This is a genomic window from Staphylococcus sp. GDX8P114P-2 (assembly GCF_017892945.1).
Taxonomy (GTDB): Bacteria; Bacillota; Bacilli; order Staphylococcales; family Staphylococcaceae; genus Staphylococcus; species Staphylococcus arlettae.
Genome location: NZ_JAESMB010000008.1, coordinates 20085 through 39654, shown reverse-complemented (window position 1 = coordinate 39654; position 19570 = coordinate 20085). Strand labels below are relative to the sequence as shown.

Annotated in this window: 15 protein-coding genes; 12 read left to right on the top strand and 3 right to left on the bottom strand. The window is 33.3% G+C overall.

Translation table 11 applies throughout. From position 1 onward, the window contains the following. The first annotated feature begins 15 nt into the window (after nucleotides 1-15). From mgtE to fabI, 3 genes are all read left to right on the top strand, one after another. Nucleotides 16-1401, top strand: a complete 1386-nt coding sequence (gene mgtE, locus KA845_RS03225; protein ID WP_002510156.1) for a magnesium transporter — start codon at nucleotides 16-18, stop codon at nucleotides 1399-1401. 8 nt (nucleotides 1402-1409) lie between these two features. Then, nucleotides 1410-3254, top strand: coding sequence for a monovalent cation:proton antiporter family protein (locus KA845_RS03220; RefSeq protein WP_002510155.1), 1845 nt, complete (start codon nucleotides 1410-1412; stop codon nucleotides 3252-3254). Between the two features lie 190 nt (nucleotides 3255-3444). Then, the gene (gene fabI / locus KA845_RS03215) at nucleotides 3445-4215 is read left to right on the top strand and encodes an enoyl-ACP reductase FabI (RefSeq protein WP_002510154.1); all 771 of its coding nucleotides are present in this window, start codon (nucleotides 3445-3447) and stop codon (nucleotides 4213-4215) included. Between the two features lie 139 nt (nucleotides 4216-4354). On the opposite strand, the gene cozEa is transcribed toward fabI, so the two are convergent. Continuing rightward, on the bottom strand, nucleotides 4355-5440 hold the full coding sequence (gene cozEa, locus KA845_RS03210) for a lipoteichoic acid biosynthesis protein CozEa (protein ID WP_002510153.1): 1086 nt from the start codon (nucleotides 5438-5440) through the stop codon (nucleotides 4355-4357). Between the two features lie 206 nt (nucleotides 5441-5646). Here cozEa and KA845_RS03205 point away from each other — a divergent pair, with 206 nt between their 5' ends. The 3 genes from KA845_RS03205 to KA845_RS03195 all read left to right on the top strand — a co-directional run bounded on the left by KA845_RS03205 (nucleotide 5647) and on the right by KA845_RS03195 (nucleotide 8660). Continuing rightward, a complete protein-coding gene (locus KA845_RS03205; protein WP_002510152.1) occupies nucleotides 5647-7218 on the top strand; it encodes an alanine/glycine:cation symporter family protein in 1572 nt (523 codons plus the stop codon). A gap of 90 nt (nucleotides 7219-7308) precedes the next feature. After that, nucleotides 7309-8055: an esterase family protein gene (locus KA845_RS03200; RefSeq protein ID WP_002510151.1), complete on the top strand. Its 747-nt coding sequence runs from the start codon at nucleotides 7309-7311 to the stop codon at nucleotides 8053-8055. A gap of 95 nt (nucleotides 8056-8150) precedes the next feature. After that, entirely contained in the window at nucleotides 8151-8660 is a 510-nt protein-coding gene (locus KA845_RS03195) for a YjcG family protein (RefSeq protein WP_002510150.1), read from the top strand. A gap of 441 nt (nucleotides 8661-9101) precedes the next feature. Here KA845_RS03195 and ltaA read toward each other — a convergent pair whose 3' ends face one another. Both ltaA and KA845_RS03185 read right to left on the bottom strand, forming a co-directional pair. Then, complete coding sequence (gene ltaA, locus KA845_RS03190; protein WP_210127787.1) at nucleotides 9102-10292, bottom strand: lipoteichoic acid biosynthesis MFS flippase LtaA; 1191 nt, start codon at nucleotides 10290-10292, stop codon at nucleotides 9102-9104. Continuing rightward, nucleotides 10270-11445 carry a diglucosyl diacylglycerol synthase gene (locus KA845_RS03185; RefSeq protein WP_002510148.1) on the bottom strand — a complete coding sequence of 392 codons (1176 nt, stop codon included), beginning with the start codon at nucleotides 11443-11445 and terminating at the stop codon, nucleotides 10270-10272. The genes ltaA and KA845_RS03185 overlap by 23 nt, the downstream gene beginning before the upstream one ends. 421 nt (nucleotides 11446-11866) lie before the next feature. Between KA845_RS03185 and KA845_RS03180 the strand changes: the two genes are divergently transcribed. From KA845_RS03180 to KA845_RS03155, 6 genes are all read left to right on the top strand, one after another. Continuing rightward, nucleotides 11867-13351, top strand: a complete 1485-nt coding sequence (locus KA845_RS03180; RefSeq protein ID WP_031266499.1) for a UDP-N-acetylmuramoyl-L-alanyl-D-glutamate--L-lysine ligase — start codon at nucleotides 11867-11869, stop codon at nucleotides 13349-13351. Further along, nucleotides 13341-13571, top strand: coding sequence for a YueH family protein (locus KA845_RS03175; RefSeq protein ID WP_002510145.1), 231 nt, complete (start codon nucleotides 13341-13343; stop codon nucleotides 13569-13571). Before KA845_RS03180 ends, KA845_RS03175 begins: the two co-directional genes overlap by 11 nt. A gap of 12 nt (nucleotides 13572-13583) precedes the next feature. Further along, the gene (locus KA845_RS03170; protein WP_002510144.1) at nucleotides 13584-15146 is read left to right on the top strand and encodes a peptide chain release factor 3; all 1563 of its coding nucleotides are present in this window, start codon (nucleotides 13584-13586) and stop codon (nucleotides 15144-15146) included. 284 nt (nucleotides 15147-15430) lie between these two features. Continuing rightward, nucleotides 15431-16228: a TerC family protein gene (locus KA845_RS03165; RefSeq protein WP_002510143.1), complete on the top strand. Its 798-nt coding sequence runs from the start codon at nucleotides 15431-15433 to the stop codon at nucleotides 16226-16228. A 200-nt stretch (nucleotides 16229-16428) separates the two neighbouring features. Next, a complete protein-coding gene (locus KA845_RS03160; protein ID WP_002510142.1) occupies nucleotides 16429-18171 on the top strand; it encodes a S1C family serine protease in 1743 nt (580 codons plus the stop codon). A 74-nt stretch (nucleotides 18172-18245) separates the two neighbouring features. Then, a complete protein-coding gene (locus tag KA845_RS03155) occupies nucleotides 18246-19550 on the top strand; it encodes a TrkH family potassium uptake protein (RefSeq protein ID WP_369946164.1) in 1305 nt (434 codons plus the stop codon). The last annotated feature ends 20 nt before the right edge of the window (nucleotides 19551-19570 follow it).

Sequence of the window (19570 nt, the reverse complement as noted above, 5' to 3'; positions counted from 1 at the left end):
CTGGAGGTGTCGACTATGAATAATGAGAATGAAACAATCACACTAGATGATGAAAACGTATATAATAAAGTTTTACTTGATGATTTATTGTTACAAAATCATATAGATGAATTTAGAACTGAATTTTTAACAATGCATACATATGAACAAAGTGAGTATTTTGAAGATAGCGAGGATGAAATTCGACAACGTATATTTGAAGTCTTATCTCCAGAAGAAGTAGCTAATTTTTTCGATCAATTAGAAATTGATGAAGAAGAGTATGAAGCACTTTTTGATACGATGAATGCATCCTATGCCAGTCATGTGTTAGAAGATATGTCATATGATAATGCTGTAGACATAATGAACAATTTATCAAAACAAAAAATAGTCAGCCTCTTAACTTTAATGAATAAAGATGATGCCAAAGAAATAAAAGCATTGCTGCATTATGAAGAAGACACTGCCGGCGGTATCATGACTACTGAATATATTTCGTTAAAGGCTACTATGCCAGTGAAAGAAGCATTGATGCACGTTAAAGAACAAGCTCCAGACGCAGAAACCATTTATGTAATTTTCGCAGTGAATGATGATAAACAATTGGTTGGTGTATTGTCATTAAGGGATTTAATTATTGCTGAAAATGATGCATATATTGAAGATATTATGAGTGAACGTGTTATTAGTGCAAATGTAGCTGATGACCAAGAAGACGTAGCACAAAAAATGCGAGATTATGATTTTATAGCTATGCCGGTTGTCGATTATCAAGATCATCTTCTTGGTATTATTACCATTGATGATATTTTAGATGTAATAGATGAAGAAGCAAGCGAAGACTACTCACGTTTAGCAGGTGTTAGTGACGTCGATGCTACGAATGATTCTGTTACCAAAACTGCTTTAAAGCGTTTGCCTTGGCTTATTATATTAACATTTCTAGGTATGATAACTGCCACAATATTAGGCTCATTTGAAGACACATTATCACAAGTTGCACTATTAGCAGCTTTTATTCCAATTATTAGTGGCATGTCAGGTAATTCTGGTACACAATCGTTAGCCGTTTCAGTACGTAATATATCAACTGGTGAAATTGATGAACAAAGTAAATTCAAAGTGGCATTACGAGAAACTGGAAGTGGATTTTTAAGTGGTTTAGTATGTGCTGCTATTCTATTAATGATTATTATTGTCCTGTACCAACAACCTATTTTAGGGCTTATTGTTGCAAGTAGCTTAACTATAGCGATGACAGTAGGAACGTTAGTTGGTTCAATGATACCTCTAGTTATGAACAAACTTAATATTGATCCGGCAGTTGCTAGTGGGCCGTTTATTACAACAATTAATGATATCGTAAGTATGCTAATTTACTTTGGCCTAGCGACGTCATTCATGTCTTATTTATTATAGGAGGCAATATGGAATTTGTATCACTTGTTATAGTTGTTTTAGCAGCATTTTTAACACCTATTATTGTCAACAGACTTAATATTACTTTTATTCCAGTCGTCGTTGCTGAAATACTTATGGGTATTGTGATTGGTAACTCTTTTCTGAATCTTGTAGAAAGAGATGCTATGCTTAATATTTTGTCGACATTAGGATTTATCTTTTTAATGTTTTTAAGTGGATTAGAAATAGACTTTACTGCCTTTAAAAAAGATTCTAAAAAAGGTAGTAATAGTAAAAATGAGAAGAAAAAAGTGCCGGGACATTTACAATTGGCTGTTACTGTCTTTATGTTTATTATGATAATTTCAATTGTCTTTGCCTATCTCTTTAAGTGGTTTGGATTGATAGATGACGTCTTGTTAATGATTATTATTATTTCGACAATCTCATTAGGCGTCGTTGTACCTACATTAAAAGAAATGAACATTATGAGAACGACTATTGGACAGTTTATCTTACTCGTTGCTGTCTTAGCAGATTTGGTTACTATGATTTTATTAACAGCATATGGCACAATTCATGCTTCACATAGTGGTTCTATTTGGTTAATTAGCACATTAGTTGTGTTTACAGTTGTCTTTTATTTAATCGGTGGCGTATTCAAGAAAGCGCAGTTTTTACAAAAGTTAATGGACGGTACTACCCAAATCGGTATTAGAGCAGTATTTGCGCTAATCATATTATTAGTAGCATTAGCAGAAGGTGCTGGTGCAGAAAATATTTTGGGTGCGTTTCTAGCCGGTGTCGTTGTTTCCTTGTTAAAACCAGACGAAGATTTAGTGGAAAAATTAGATTCCTTTGGTTACGGTTTCTTCATACCAATATTCTTTATAATGGTTGGGGTAGATTTAAACATCCCTTCTTTAATAAAAGAACCGTCACTGTTAATTATTATTCCGTTATTAATGGCAGCTTTTTTAGTGTCAAAATTAATTCCGGTCTTTTATATAAGACGTTGGTTTGATCAAAAAACCACGATTTCTACAGCATTTTTATTAACGTCAACATTATCATTGGTTATTGCTTCGGCAAAAATTGCGGAACAATTAGGAACAATCACACCAGAAATTTCAGGCATTTTAATTTTAAGTGCTGTTATTACATGTGTATTCGTGCCGATCGTATTTAAAAAAATGTTCCCAATGCCTGAAGAAGCAACACGCAAAATTGAGGTCAGTATGATTGGAAAGAACCAATTAACGATACCAATTGCTCAAAATTTAGCATCTCAGTTATACCAAGTTTCATTGTACTATCGAACAGATTTAAGTGATAAACGTAAATTAGCTGATGAGATATCTATGATTGAAATTGCTGATTATGAAGCGGACATGTTAGATAGATTAGGTTTGTTCAAAAGAAATATCGTTGTCTGCTCTACTAATGACGATGATATTAACAAAAAGGTAGCGTTAATGGCTAAAGAACGAGGCGTTGAACGTGTTATTTGTCGTTTGGAAAGTAATACCGATGATCAAGAATTACGTGCACAAGGTATTGAAATCTTTAGTAGTTATTTAAGTAATAAAATTTTGCTTAAAGGTCTAATTGAAACACCTAATATGTTAAATATCTTAAGTAATGTAGAAACTTCATTATACGAAATTGCGATGTTGAATCATAAATATGATCAAATACAATTACGTAACTTCCCATTCGATGGCGATATTATTTTTGTAAGAATTATTCGTAATAATGAATCTATCGTACCTCATGGTGATACGCAATTACGTTATCGTGATAGACTAATTGTAACTGGCTCTAAAGAATATGTAGATGAATTAAAACGAGAATTAGAATTTTATTATTAACAACGCCCATGTCCAGTAGGCGACTTACTTAACATAATACAAATTAAATAATTAAATTAATGTATTTAATTGTTCAGTTAAATGTAGCAATGTTAAAATAATTACTGGTATAATTAAGTAATATAATGTGGATTGTACTAAACAATCATTGAAGTGAAATCAATTTATATAAATTAAAGGAGTTAGTCTAATGTTTAATTTGGAAAATAAAACGTATGTTATTATGGGTATTGCGAATAAACGTAGTATTGGTTTTGGTGTGGCAAAAGTGCTAGATGAATTAGGTGCTAAACTAGTATTTACATATCGTAAAGAGCGTAGTAAAAAAGAATTAGAGCGTCTAGTTGAGCAATTAAACCAAACTGAAACACATATGTATCAAGTTGATGTACAAAACGATGAAGATGTCGTTGCAGGATTTGCTAAAATTGGCGAAGAAGTAGGACACATTGATGGTGTATATCACTCTATCGCATTCGGTAATGTTGAAGACTTACGTGGCCGTTTTTCTGATACATCAAGAGATGGTTTCTTATTAGCGCAAGATATTAGTTCATACTCATTAACGATTGTAGCTCGAGAAGCTAAAAAATTAATGACTGAGGGTGGTAGTATTGTTGCTACTACGTATATCGGTGGAGAATATGCTGTACCTAATTACAATGTAATGGGAGTAGCTAAAGCTAGTTTAGAAGCTAATGTACGCTACTTAGCAGCGGATTTGGGTGAAGATAATATTCGTGTTAATGCTATCTCTGCAGGTCCAATTCGTACATTAAGTGCTAAAGGGGTCGGCGGTTTCAATACTATTCTTAAAGAAATTGAAGAACGCGCACCGTTAAAACGTAATGTAACTCAAGAAGAAGTGGGTAAAACAGCTGCATACTTATTAAGTGATTTTGCAAGTGGTGTTACTGGTGAAAACATTCATGTAGATAGCGGCTATCATGCAATAAAATAATAAAGTGTAAAACGTTGGTGCATGCACCAACGTTTTTTATATATGAACTGATGATAAAAAGAGGCTAAGATAATAAAGAGGACCAATCCATATAAGGATTAGTCCTCTTATTTTACGAATGGGGATTTAAGTCCATCCGTTAATCATGCACAGTAGATTGTGCTTTATCTATAATTTTTTGTCTATAGTTGAAAATATTTCTAACAATACATTTAATTACTGCATATAATGGTACAGCAATAAGTATTAGCATAAAGCCTCCTAAATTACCTGCAGCTAAAATCACTACAATGATAGTTAATGGGTGAATATTTAAAGATTTACCCATAACGTTAGGTGTTATGACATTTCCTTCTAATTGTTGTGCAATTAATGTAATGATACAAACCCAAATAAATGTAGAAGGGCTTTGAATAATTGCGATAATACCTGCTGGTGCAAACGCCATCCAAGGACCTAGGAATGGGATCATATTTGCTACAATCGCGAACATTACTAATAATAGTGTGTAATTTAAACCTAAAATAGAATAGCCGATATATAAGATTAGTCCCAAAATTAAACTTACTGTTACTTGACCTTGGATATAAGATTTTACAGTTTCGTTTAAATCTTTCAATAAATCTACAACAAATACTTTGCGTTCACCTTTAAAAATGCGTGCAATAAATGGTATAAAACGCTCATGATCTTTTAACATATAGATTAAGAAAAATGGAACCATAATTAATAAGAACATTGTTGAAATAATAGAAGTAATATAACTTAATGAATTAGATAAAATATCAGCAACGTTATCACCCATAGAGCCAACAACTTTATTGATTCTTTCCGTAACATCTGACGGCAAGCGTTCCATTTGGTTTAATGAAAATTGGATAATATTTTGTACTTCATTTTGTAACATAGGGATTTGTTGGATCAAATTATCAATTTGTTCTACAATCATTGGACCTACAATACCGACGATGATGCCGATAACAATGATTAACCCGATAAAGATAATTGTGATACTTCCCCAACGTGGTACATTATATTTCTCTAAAATCTTTTGAAAAGGAAGACATAGATAGAATAAAAAACCACTTAATAACAATGGTAGAAGTACAGATTGTAAAATAATGATAAACGGTATGAAGATGGAATGAACTTCCATTACTAATTTAATTAGTATAAATAGGATTATTAATGCAATCCCAGTTCTAAACCATACTTTATTTAACATAGAACTGTCCTCCTAAAGCAATAATAGATTACACTTTAGTATAGCTTATAACGTGGCACAACAAAAGACAAAAATAGAACCATTCATAAATCTACAATTAATGAATGGAAAAGTAAAAAATATCCATTGTGCAAGCGCTTACATATGTGTATAATAATAAGCATTATATCACGCAAATACTGTGATATGACAAGGGGGATAAAATGATGTTAGAAAATTTTGTTGCATGGCTTAATGAATTAGTATGGAGTAAACCGCTAGTTTATGGTTTGTTGTTAACCGGTGTAATATTTTCGTTTATGATGCGTTTTGTTCAAATTAGACATTTTAAAGAAATGATAAGGTTGATGTTTCAAGGTGAGAAATCACCTACTGGGATATCAAGTTTCCAAGCGATTGCTTTATCTTTAGCAGGACGTGTGGGAACAGGTAATATTGTAGGTGTATCTACAGCTATTTTTATTGGGGGCCCTGGTGCAGTATTTTGGATGTGGGCGTCAGCGTTCTTAGGTGCGAGTAGTGCCTTTATAGAATCGACATTAGGTCAGATCTACAAACGTGAAGAAAAAGGGGAATATCGTGGTGGACCTGCTTTCTACATTGAATATGGAATGAAAGGTAAAATTGGGAAAATTTATGGTTTAATATTCGCGATTGTTACAGTAATTTCGGTAGGGCTTTTGCTACCAGGTGTTCAATCAAATGCAATTGCAAGTTCAATGAAAAATGCTTTTGGTTTTGATGCATGGATAATAGCTATAGCTTTAGCTGTGTTATTAGCGTTAATTATTTTCGGTGGTATTAAATGGATTGCTAATGCTGCCACTGCTATCGTACCTTTCATGGCGATTGCGTACATTTTAATAGCAGTTATTATTATCATTATAAATATCGAACATGTACCAGCTTTATTTGCGTTAATTTTTAAATCAGCATTCGGAATGGAAGCTGCTTTTGGTGGCATTGTAGGGGCTATGATTGAAATTGGAGTGAAACGTGGACTCTACTCAAATGAAGCAGGACAAGGTACAGGGCCTCATGCGGCTTCGGCTGCTGAAGTGTCTCATCCTGCCAAACAAGGATTAGTACAATCATTTTCTGTTTATGTTGATACATTGTTTGTCTGTACAGCTACAGCACTTATTATTTTATTATCTGGCACTTACAATGTTACTGATGGTAAAACAAATAGTGATGGTGGTCCGAGACTTATTGAAAATAACGAAATTTTTGTACCTATGGCTAATGGTGACAAAGATTATTCTGGTACTGCAATGTATGCACAAGCTGGTATTGATAAAGCATTCCAAGGTAGTTCATATCATTTCGATCCAGCATTTTCTGGTATTGGGTCGTACTTTATAGCGATTGCATTATTCTTCTTTGCTTTTACTACAATATTAGCGTATTACTATATTGCAGAAACCAATATAACCTATCTTACAAAAAATAAAAATTATTCCAACACATTCTTTTGGATTAACGTCACACGTATAATTTTAATAGCTGCAACTATTTTTGGTGCCGTTAAAACTGCAGAGGCTGCTTGGGGTATGGGTGATCTAGGTGTTGGCTTAATGGCATGGTTAAACATCATAGCTATATGGATATTACATCGCCCAGCAATCAATGCTTTGAAAGATTATGAGCGACAAAAGAAAAAATTGGGTTCAGGTAAGCAAGCGATATATAAACCAGATAAGAATGAAGTGCCTAACGCAGTATTTTGGCACTATGATTATCCTGAACGGCTTGAAAAAGAACGACAAAAAGAGTAAATCTATACAATTTAATACTAGTCAGTATATTTGAAAATACTGCGTCTCTTGGTACAATGGCGTTAAGAAAACTAGGAGGCGCATATTTTTATGACCGAGTTTCAAGCAGGAAGCGTAAATGAAATTAACTTTCCCAGTAAAATATTAGAGAGGGATATTAAGTTGTCTATTTATTTACCCAAAGACTATACAGCCTTATTTAAATATAAAGTAGTATTTTGCTTTGATGGTAAAGACTTTTATAGTTTTGGACAAATTCATAGAACTTATGAAAAATTAAGAGCAAACAATGAAGTAGAAAGAGCGATATTTGTTGGATTTAACTATGAATCGGTAGATAAAAGAAGAGCAGAGTTTCACCCACAAGGTGAGCGTACACCTTTAACAGTTAAAGCTATGGCTCAAGAAATATTACCGTATATAGATCAACAATTTCCAACTTATAAAGTAGGTAATGGACGACTACTACTTGGAGATAGTTTAGCAGCCAGTGTTGCTTTAATAACGGCGTTAACTTATCCACGCGTGTTTAGCCAAGTAGGTATGCTTAGTCCACAACATGACGACGTGATTACAACATTGGTGCAAAGATGTCAATTTACTGACATTTTAACAGTTTGGCATACTGTAGGATTAGAGGAGGCCGATTTTGCCTTACCAACAACTGGTAAAAGAGCCGATTTTTTAACGCCTAATAGAGCATTGAATCAATTATTAGCAACACAGGAAATGACCTATTACTATCAAGAATTTGATGGTGGTCATCGTTGGAAATCTTGGAAACCATTATTAGCTGATACACTTACTTATTTTTTATCAGATAATATTTCTTTTTAATAAAAACTAAAAATTGAAGTTAAATAAAGTTTAAAGTAACGAATTTTTCTGAAATTTGCTATAATGGTAATATGTTAAACAAAGGAGGAATTTCAATGATTTTAGGATTAGCATTAATTCCGTCAAAAGCATTTCAAGATGAAGTAAATGCTTACCGTAAGCGTTATGATTCACATTATGCGACAATTATGCCGCATATTACAATTAAAGGGCAATTTGAGATTAAAGATGAAGATTTCGAAGCTGTTAAAGAAGATATTAAATCACGTCTAGAAGGGCTTCAACCAATCGATGTGCATGCAACTAAGGCTTCTAGCTTTGCACCGATAAATAATGTTATTTATTTTAAAGTGCAAAAAACAGATGAAATTCAAAACTTGTTTGATCAATTTAATAATGGTGATTTTTATGGACAACCTGATCATCCGTTTGTTCCACATTTTACAATTGCTCAAGGATTAACAAGTCAAGAATTCGAAGATATTTATGGACAAGTTAAATTAGCAGGTATTGATTATAAAGAAACTATTGATCAAGTTTCTTTAGTGAAATATGATGATGAAGCTGAAAAGTGGAAAGTTGAAGATACTTTTAATTTAGCTTAATTGTAAATTATCCTCATAGAGACTAACAATGTTAGCTCTAGTGAAATAAAAGGTATTATTGCAATAAAACCTAATTGAAATAATACTTGATTAGGCTAGACTGTCGACAAAGTTTCCGGCTTTGTTGGCAGTTTTTTTGTGCACGCTTTCCGCGAGCACTGCCTCAGCCTGTAGTCTTCGGCGAGCGCTATTACCACAGGAGTCGGCCAAAATCGCTACCAAAATTAATCATTGTATTTAAATCTTAAATATACATTAGTAAATATAAAGAAGGGGAGATATGGGTCAAGGCGTTTCCGCTCAGCAGTTTCACAATAAGAAGCATTTAAATAGCAACTATGTAATTATAAAAAACACGGTCGTAAAATTTAATAGTGTTAACTAAATTTTACGACCGTGACTTTTATATACGTTAAAACATTATTGATTGTCAGTAGTACTTTATATTAAATTTTTGCGGTTTTTTATAAAGTAGAGCGCATAAAAGACTGCTAAAAATAAAAAGACTAGTGCTGAAAAATAAAATGTATTGTTAACACTATGCGTGAACTCTTTAATAAGTCCGCCACATAACGGACCAATCATAGAACCGAAACCTTGAACACTATTAAAAACTCCCCAAGTTTCTTCTTGTTCTTCAGGATTAATGTGACCTGCCATAAATGTATTCCATGCAGGTAGTAGTAGACCGTACATTAAACCGATGAAAACAGCGAGTCCCCATACTATATAAATATTAGTAATAAGAGATAATGCAAAAATTAATAATGCATACAATGTGAAGCCACCGATGATTACACTATAGGTAAACAGTCTTCCATTATTATCTATTAATTTTGACAGAATAAGCATTGAAATGGCACAGCCAATGCCACCAATAATAAGTGCAATGGTGTATTCAACAGTTGATACGCCAACAACTTTTGTTGCATAAATAGGTAAAATTGGGACTAATGCAGTAATTGCTGCACCTTGTAGTAAAATACCTGGAAATAGCAGCATATGCTTTTTAGTTACATTTTTAATTTGTGTGATTTGTTGGGCTACTGGTTTCGTATTGTAATTTGTTAATCTGATTTTTACGAAATAATATAATACCCATGCGACTAAAACCATGAGTGACATCATAAAGGCAAAATTCGTTGGATGGAATTTAAAGATAATATTCATTGAGACCATACCAACTAATAAACCTAGCAACCAAGAAAAATAAACATAGCCCATTTGTTTGCCACGATTTTTTTCTTCAACACTAGCTAACATTATGACCCAAATTGGAGTAACAGCGATTCCTAGTAAAATTGCACTAGCAATTAAGACAATTGGATTTGTTGGAAACCAAATAACTAGAAATAAGCTGAAAAAGGCAAGTAAGAAACCTAATGTTAATACTACTTTAGTACCTAATCGTTTGAGTAAAAAGCCAATGACAAAATTGGTTGCAGCGTCTGCTATAAAATGAATAGAAATAGCGATAGATGTAACACCTACCGCTATGGAAGTTGCAGTTGGAAGTAGTGATAAATAACTCAATATATACATTCCTCGGGCAAATTCCATTAAAAATAATATTATAAGCATGATTATGAAATTTTTATTGTGTGCGTAATTATTTAACGAAGAGCTTTGCATATAAAGGAACCTTTCCATATACTTCCTCATATTGACTAGAATGATGCATGAGGTCTAGTAAATCTTTACATAACTTATAAGTTGAATATGTTACTCTAGAGTCGTCCATTTGTTGTGACATCATTGCTAAAGCGTCAGGCTGTGATGTTAACTCTGCAACATACGAGATAGCATCATTTGGTGTATAAGCGATCTTACCGAATCCTTTGGCTTCAAAATAATGTGCGTTTTCTAACTCTTGACCTGGTGCTGGATCTAAGAAAATCATAGGAATTTGTCTCGTCAGTGCTTCAGAAATAGTTATACCCCCTGGCTTAGTAATCATCAATTGACTCGAAGCCATCCACTCATTCATATGTTGAGTATAACCTAAAATTAACACATTATTATAGTCTTTAAATTGTGCCGTTAAGCTACGTTTTAATTCTTTACTTTTACCACAAATCATAACTATTTGAGATTGTGGACTTTGGATAAGCATATCTTTAATCATCTGACCGAAACCAGTAGAAACACCAAAAGCGCCTGCTGACATTAATATAGTAGGTTTATCAGGATCTAAGTGATTGCTACTTAACCACTCACTTTTATCGATAGCTGCCTCAAATTTATCAGAGATAGGAATACCCGTTACTTTGATGTTATTTTTAGGAACACCAATAGATGCAAATTCTTCTTTTAAGTCCTCAGTAGCTAAATAATATCTTTCAGAATGAGGGGTAATCCAATTTTTATGCATTTTATAGTCAGTCATTACTGTGGCAACAGGAATATTAATGTTAAATTGTTCAGTCAATACTGACATAACCGGAGTAGGGAATGTTAGTAAAATTAAATCCGGTTTTTCTTTTAATAATAAATTTATTAATTTATTTAAGCCGTAATATTTATAAAAACATTTGTCTAACTCCTCAGGTCGACTATAATAAAATGATTTATACATGTTTCTAAAATACTTAAAACTATTGATATACCATTTTTTACATATAGAAGTTAATAAAGGGTGAGCTTCTAAAAATAAATCATGTTCAATTACAGTTAGGTTATCAAGGTTCATAGCATTAAATTCATTCACGATACTTTGCGTAACTTGTAGATGACCATTACCAAATGAACCAGTAATTATCAATAATTTTTTCTTTTGAGTAACCATGAAAGCCACCCTCCAATAATGTAGTGTGATGCATAATTATTTTATCGTAATTTTAAGCAGTGCGAAAGAAAAAAACGCAATTAAAGAAGATTATATCATTTTACAAGTTGATGTAAAATGATTCATACTAGTTTAAGTATATATAAGTTACAATGAAATCTATTTTTATAAGTATAGATTAGCATTAATAAAGTAAAATGTATCGTCAGATTCATTATAATAAGCAAATTATAGAAAGACTTAACATATGACTTACATCAAGTTAAAATTCTCCAAGTATTATTAAACTTTCTAATAGTTTGTTTATTTAAACTATAGCCATAAAATGAAGAAACAAATCATGAATTTCAAGAAATCATTGCTATAAAAACAAGAAAAAACGTGTATAATAAACATATGTGATTTAAAGGAGCGATAGATGTTGGATGCGAAAACGTTGTTTGACAAAATAAAAGTAAAACAAGTTATTGGATCATTAGAACAAGATATAGTTGATATAACAACTGACTCACGTACTGCTACAGCACAAAGCATATTTGTAGCATCAGAGGGCTATACAGTGGATAGTCATAAGTTTTGTCAAGATGTAGTGGATGCAGGGTGTGAAATTGTAGTAGTTAATAGACAGTTGACACTTACAGGTAATGTGACACAAGTTATAGTGCCTGACACTTTACGTGTAGCAAGTATCTTAGTCAACTTATTGTTTAATTATCCAAGCCAGCAATTAATAACTTATGGTGTAACTGGAACAAATGGTAAAACATCTGTTGCGACAATGATTCATCATATTTATAGAAAATTAAATAAAGGCAGTGCCTATTTAGGTACTAACGGCTTTCAAATAAATGAAGAAAAAACTAAAGGTGCTAATACAACACCTGAAACGGTAGTATTAACGAAGAAAATAAATGAAGCTGTCCAACAACAAGCTGAAGCGATGACTTTAGAAGTATCGAGTCATGGTTTGGCGTTGGGACGTTTACGCGGAGTCGAATTTGATGTGGCAATCTTTACAAATTTAACGCAAGATCACTTAGATTTCCATGGCACTATGGAGGCATATGGGCATGCTAAATCATTATTGTTTAGCCAATTAGGTGAAGATTTAGCAAAAGAGAAATATGCCATTGTTAATAACGATGATGATTTTGCTGAATATTTAACATCTGTGACACCGTTTGAGGTTTTTACTTATGGTATCGATCGTGAAGCACAATTTACGGCCATTAATATTAATGAAACATTGCAAGGTGTTACTTTTGATTTGGCAACGCCTTTTGGTGTGTATCCAGTTAAATCCCCATACGTTGGAAAATTTAATATTTCTAATATCATGGCAGCAATCATTGCAGTATGGAGTAAGGGCATACCTTTGACAGAAGTTATAGATGTTGTTGAATATTTAGAGCCTGTCGATGGACGTTTAGAAGTGCTAGATCCTGAATTGCCAATTGACTTAATTATTGATTACGCGCATACAGCTGATGGAATGGATAAATTAATTGATGCTGTAAAACCATTCGCACAACAGCGCCTAATCTTTTTATGTGGAATGGCGGGAGAACGTGATTTAACTAAAACTCCTGAAATGGGCCGTGTCGCTTGTCGTGCTGATTACGTTATTTTTACTCCTGATAATCCGGCAAACGATGATCCGAAAATGCTAACTTCAGAATTAGCGAAAGGTGCTACGCATAATAACTACGTAGAGTTTACTGATCGTGCAGAAGGAATTAAACATGCTATTGAAATTGCACAGCCAGGAGATACCGTTGTGTTAGCTTCGAAAGGTAGAGAACCTTATCAAATTATGCCAGGACATGTTAAAGTACCACATCGTGACGATTTAATTGGTTTAGACGCAGCATATGCAAAATTTGGCGGTGGGCCACATGCAGATTAGACACTTACCAGATGATACTAGAGTGTACCTGCATAAAGATGACCAAATACATCACTATTTTGTAGGGATACCTGATTATAATTGGTCGTTAGAGTTAACAACTCAGGTCGATACTTGTGAAATGAAAGAAGAAATAATCATGCATTTATTTACAATATTCGACGAACAAAAATGTACCCAAATTGCAACAAGAGTAATTGAATGGATAGACGAGTATTAAAGGAGAATTAAAATGACAATTAAGGAAGAAATTGAAGCACGAAAAACGTTTGCTATTATTTCTCACCCCGATGCTGGTAAAACGACATTAACTGAAAAACTATTGTTATTCGGTGGTGCAATTCGTGAAGCTGGGACAGTAAAAGGTAAAAAAAGTGGGAAGTTTGCTACAAGTGATTGGATGAAAGTAGAGCAAGAACGTGGTATTTCAGTAACTAGTTCTGTGATGCAATTTGATTATGATCACTATAAAATTAATATATTAGATACACCAGGCCATGAAGATTTTTCAGAAGATACGTATCGTACATTAATGGCTGTTGATAGCGCAGTTATGGTAATTGACTGTGCGAAAGGGATTGAACCACAAACATTAAAATTATTCAAAGTGTGTAAAATGCGTGGTATTCCTATTTTTACATTTATTAACAAACTAGATCGTGTAGGTAAGGAACCATTTGAATTATTAGAAGAAATAGAACAAACACTCGAAATAGAAACTTATCCAATGAACTGGCCAGTAGGCATGGGACAAAACTTTTTCGGTATTATCGATAGAGAATCAAGAACTATTGAACCTTTTAGAGATGAAGAAAATTTATTACATTTAAATGATGATTATGAATTGGAAGAATCTCATCCTATAACGAATGATAGTGCTTTTGAACAGGCTATCGAAGAATTGATGCTTGTCGAAGAAGCGGGTGGTTCATTTGATAATGATTCATTATTAGCGGGTGAATTGACACCGGTGTTCTTTGGTTCGGCATTAGCTAATTTTGGAGTAGAACAATTTCTAAATGCTTATGTGGATCATGCGCCTATGCCAGATGCACGTCAAACAAAAGAAGATACAGCTGTTTCTCCTTATGACAAAGACTTTTCTGGTTTCATTTTTAAGATTCAGGCCAATATGGATCCTAAGCATAGAGACCGTATAGCATTTATGAGGATAGTGAGTGGCGCATTTGAACGTGGCATGGATGTGACATTACAACGAGCAAAGAAAAAACAAAAAATTACACGTTCAACATCCTTTATGGCTGATGATAAAGAAACGTTAAATCATGCTGTCGCTGGTGACATTATCGGATTATATGATACCGGTAATTACCAAATTGGAGATACCTTAGTAGGTGGAAATCAAAAATATAGTTTCCAAGAGCTACCTCAATTTACACCTGAATTATTTATGAAAGTTTCTGCTAAAAACGTTATGAAGCAAAAACATTTCCATAAAGGAATTGAACAACTAGTGCAAGAGGGTGCAATTCAATATTATAAAACATTGCACACGAACCAAATCATTCTAGGTGCAGTAGGACAACTCCAATTCGAAGTGTTTGAGCATAGAATTAAAAATGAATATAACGTAGATGTAGTTATGGAACCAGTAGGGAAGAAAATAGCACGTTGGATTGAAAATGAAGATGATATTCAAGAAAAAATGAATTCTTCACGTTCGATATTAGTGAAAGACCGTTATGATCAATACGTCTTTTTATTTGAAAATGATTTTGCAACGCGCTGGTTTGAAGAAAAATTCCCTGAAATTAAGTTATATAGTTTATTATAAGTAAAGTTTCGTGTATAATAAATAAAAAATAGAATACCTATGACTAAATGTCAGAGGGGAGTAACTTAGCTCTAATAAAGCACTGTAGTAATACAAGGAGCAATTAGAGTCGTTTTATCGTCATTACGAAGTGTTTGCACTTCCGGTAAAATGGGTAAATGTATTTTTGCTGAGTGAGACCTTTGCTTGTAGTTGTGTCTTTCTGTAGTTTATGTGAAGCAGTGGGTCATAACTTATTAGCTTAGGTCTCTATTTTTATGTAAAATTAAAGGAGTTGTAATGTCATGGATCCGAGTTTGATCTTACCTTATTTATGGGTAATAGTTGTTTTAGTATTCTTAGAAGGTTTATTGGCGGCTGATAATGCGGTCGTAATGGCTGTTATGGTTAAGCATTTACCCCCAGAACAACGTAAAAAAGCCTTGTTCTATGGTTTATTAGGTGCATTTGTATTTAGATTTTTAGCACTATTTTTAATAAGTATTATCGCAAATTTTTGGTATATCCAAGCAGCAGGTGCACTTTATTTACTTTATATGTCCATCAAAAACCTGTACAATTTCTTCCAACATAAGGATGAAAATGAAGAAATTGGCAATGATAGTCATCACTACGATGAAGATGGAGAAGAAATTAAAACAAGTTCCAAAGCGTTTTGGGGCACTGTAGCCAAAGTTGAATTTGCAGACATTGCTTTTGCTATCGATTCAATGTTAGCGGCAATGGCTATCGCTATTACTTTACCAAAAGTTGGTATTCATTTTGGTGGTATGGACTTAGGGCAATTCACTGTAATGTTCCTAGGTGGTTTAATCGGTGTCGTAATCATGCGTTTTGCGGCAACATACTTTGTAGAGTTGTTAAATAAATATCCAGGTTTAGAAGGTGCGGCATTTGCTATCGTAGGCTGGGTCGGCATTAAGTTGATAGTTCTTGTGTTAGCGCACGAAGACATTGGCTTAATACCTCATGAATTCCCTCACGGTGCCATTTGGCAAACTATTTTCTGGGCTGTTATGATTTTACTTGTTATCGTAGGCTGGTTAACGTCTATGCGTAATAACAAAAAACATAAAAACTAATTATCAAAGCATTGGATGGACCTTTTCAAAGGTGTAATCCAATGCTTTTTCAGTTATATTATGGTTAACTGTTAAAAAATTAACAAAATAAAGATATTGTGTATCAACTTTTTGCATATTAAGATGAAATAAAGAAGAATTTTTTTGTGCAATATGTCATAATGAAAGGATAATGATAAGCGGATGAAGGAGGAGATTTGGTGGATAAAGACAACAAAATAATCATACCTAGAAAGAAATATCGTCGTAAACGCCGCCAGTTCTTTCATAATGAAGAACGTGAACAACGTATCAAATACGAGCAGCAGCTACAACAACAACAAGCACTTAAAGATGAAGAGGTAGCTAAAAACAACGAAGAAAGAGTGAAAGAAAATTTACAAAAGTCACGTATCGAAAAACTCACTCAAGAAGAAATTCAACAGCAACAACAAGAAATGAAAAAGCGCAACACGTCAGTTGAAACTGACGCTCAAACTAGCCCAACAGCTAATGAAGATGCAACAACAGATGATAAAACAATTGAGCAAGAAACAACTGAAGTGCAAGAAAGTTCGAGTCCAGAAGCAACAACATTATCAAAATCGACATCAAATGAAGCAACAACTGATCAAAATGAAGATGAGCATCAGTCACAATTAGCAGCGGATGAAAATACGAATTTTCACTCTGAAGAAGCACAACAATCTCAGGTGAGCGATTCTGTTGATGCAGACACTACGTCGAATACAACTAGTGATGAGCAACAGTCAGCAACACAACAAGCAACATCTAAAACTGAACCAACATGGCAAGATAAGACACGAGCTTTTATTAAATTCCATTGGGCTAAAATCTTAATTGTTATTGGCGTAATTTTAATATTAACCTTGATGAATGCGATATTTAATAATGTAGATAACAACGGTCACAATAAAGATGGATTTTTAAATGGCAGTATCGATGATCATAAACAGTACACAAACACGATGAAGAGTGCGAATAAAGCTATTCATTCTGTAGTCACTGTAGAAAATAATACAAGTGATGACGCTTCATCAGTACAGAATGAAACTAAAGAAGCAGGACAAGAAAATGAACTAGGTTCTGGTGTCGTCTACAAAAAAGTGGACGACTCTATTTTTATTATAACGAATGCACATGTTGTTGGAGATAAAGAACAACAAAAGATTACATATGGTGATGACAATGAAACAATTGGTAAAGTCATTGGCACTGATAAATGGTCAGATATAGCAGTTGTCAAAGCTAAAATAAAAAAACAAAGTGATATTAAAGCAATTAAACATGGTGATTCGCAAAAACTGGTTTTAGGTGAACCAATAATTGCAGTAGGTAATCCGTTAGGTGTTGATTTTAAAGGGTCTATTTCCAGTGGAATAATCTCAGGTCTGAATAGACATGTACCAGTTGACATTGATAAAGATGACAACTATGATGTGCTGATGGATGCATTTCAAATTGATGCTCCAGTAAACCCTGGTAACTCTGGTGGCGGCATTATAGATAGAGATGGCAAGCTAGTAGGTATTGCTTCCTTGAAAATTAGTATGGATAATGTAGAAGGAATTGCATTTGCTATACCTGTAAATACAGCATTATCAACTGCACAAGAACTAGAAAAAAAAGGTGAAGTAAAATATCCAAATACTGGCGTGAAAATTATTGATACTGCAGAATTAAATGATGACGCTAAAGCTTCATTACAATTACCTGAAGACATCGATAATGGTGTAGTTATTGGTGAAGTACAAGAAAATAGTTTAGCTGAAAAATCTGGGTTGCAAAAAAATGATGTCATAGTAGAATTAGATGGTAAAGAATTAGAAGATAAACTAAGATACAGACAAATTATTTTTAGTCACAAAGATGATTTGGATACTCTACCACTTAAAATATATAGAGATGGTAAGGTAAAAGATATTAAACTTAAATTGAAGTGACGTTGAGGTGAGTAAAAGCGTTGTCTATTTTTAATAAATTATTTAAAAAATCTAGCCCTCAACAAGGGATTGTCATGTATTATCTCGTTGCTATAGTCGTATCATTTTTATTACTCAATTTACCATTTGTATATAAAAGTGGTGTAGATGTAAAACCGATTGATACTTTATTTGTCGCAGTATCCGGAGTAAGTGTTACGGGATTGACTCCTATAAATATTTCCGAAACTTTTTCGACTTTTGGCCAAATCATTATTATGGTGATTTTAAATATTGGTGGCATCGGTGTTATGGCAATCGGGACGTTATTATGGGTAGTTTTAGGCAAAAGAATTGGTATCCGTGAACGTCAACTCATTATGTTGGATAATAATAAAGATACGATGAGTGGTACAGTTAAATTAATATTAGATATTGTGAAAACAATGCTTGCTATTGAATTTGTGGCAGCTATGTTATTAACATTTTATTTTTACAGAGATAATCCGGATTTATCATATGCGATCATGCAAGGCTTTTTCGTGTCGGTATCAGCAACAACTAACGGTGGTTTAGATATAACCGGCCAGTCCTTGATTCCTTACGCAAATGATTACTTTGTACAAACTATAGTAATGTTTTTAATTATTTTAGGTTCAATAGGTTTTCCGGTGTTACTTGAAGTGAAAGCGTATATTAAAAATAGAATACCTAATTTTAGATTTTCATTATTTACTAAAATTACAACGTCAACATACTTATTCTTATTCGTTTTTGGTGTAATTATTATTTTAGTACTTGAGCATAATCACGCTTTACAGAACATGAGTTGGCATAAAAGTTTATTCTATGCACTATTTAATTCTTCAACTACACGTAGTGCAGGTTTACAAACTATTGATGTAAGTCAATTTAGTGAAGGTACAAATGCCATTATGGGATTCTTGATGTTTATTGGTTCATCTCCAAGTTCCGTCGGAGGAGGAATAAGAACAACAACATTCGCAATATTAATCTTATTTCTACTTAACTATAATAATAATTCAGAGAAGTTTTCCATTAAAGTATTTAATCGTGAAATCCATGCGATGGATGTACAACGTTCATTTGCAGTTTTCACTATGGCTAGTTTGATTACTTTCGCTAGTATTGTCAGCATTTTAATCATTGAAAATAGTGAAATGACATTGTTAGAAGTGTTTTTTGAAGTCATGTCAGCATTTGGAACATGTGGTTTATCGTTAGGAATTACGAGCGATTTACATTCAACATCCAAAGTAATACTTATGGGTCTCATGTTTATAGGACGTGTTGGATTGATTAGCTTTATTATTATGCTCGGTGGTAGGAAAGAACCAGATAAGTATCATTATCCAAAAGAACGTATTCAAATTGGTTAATATTAGACTAAGCTAAAAAA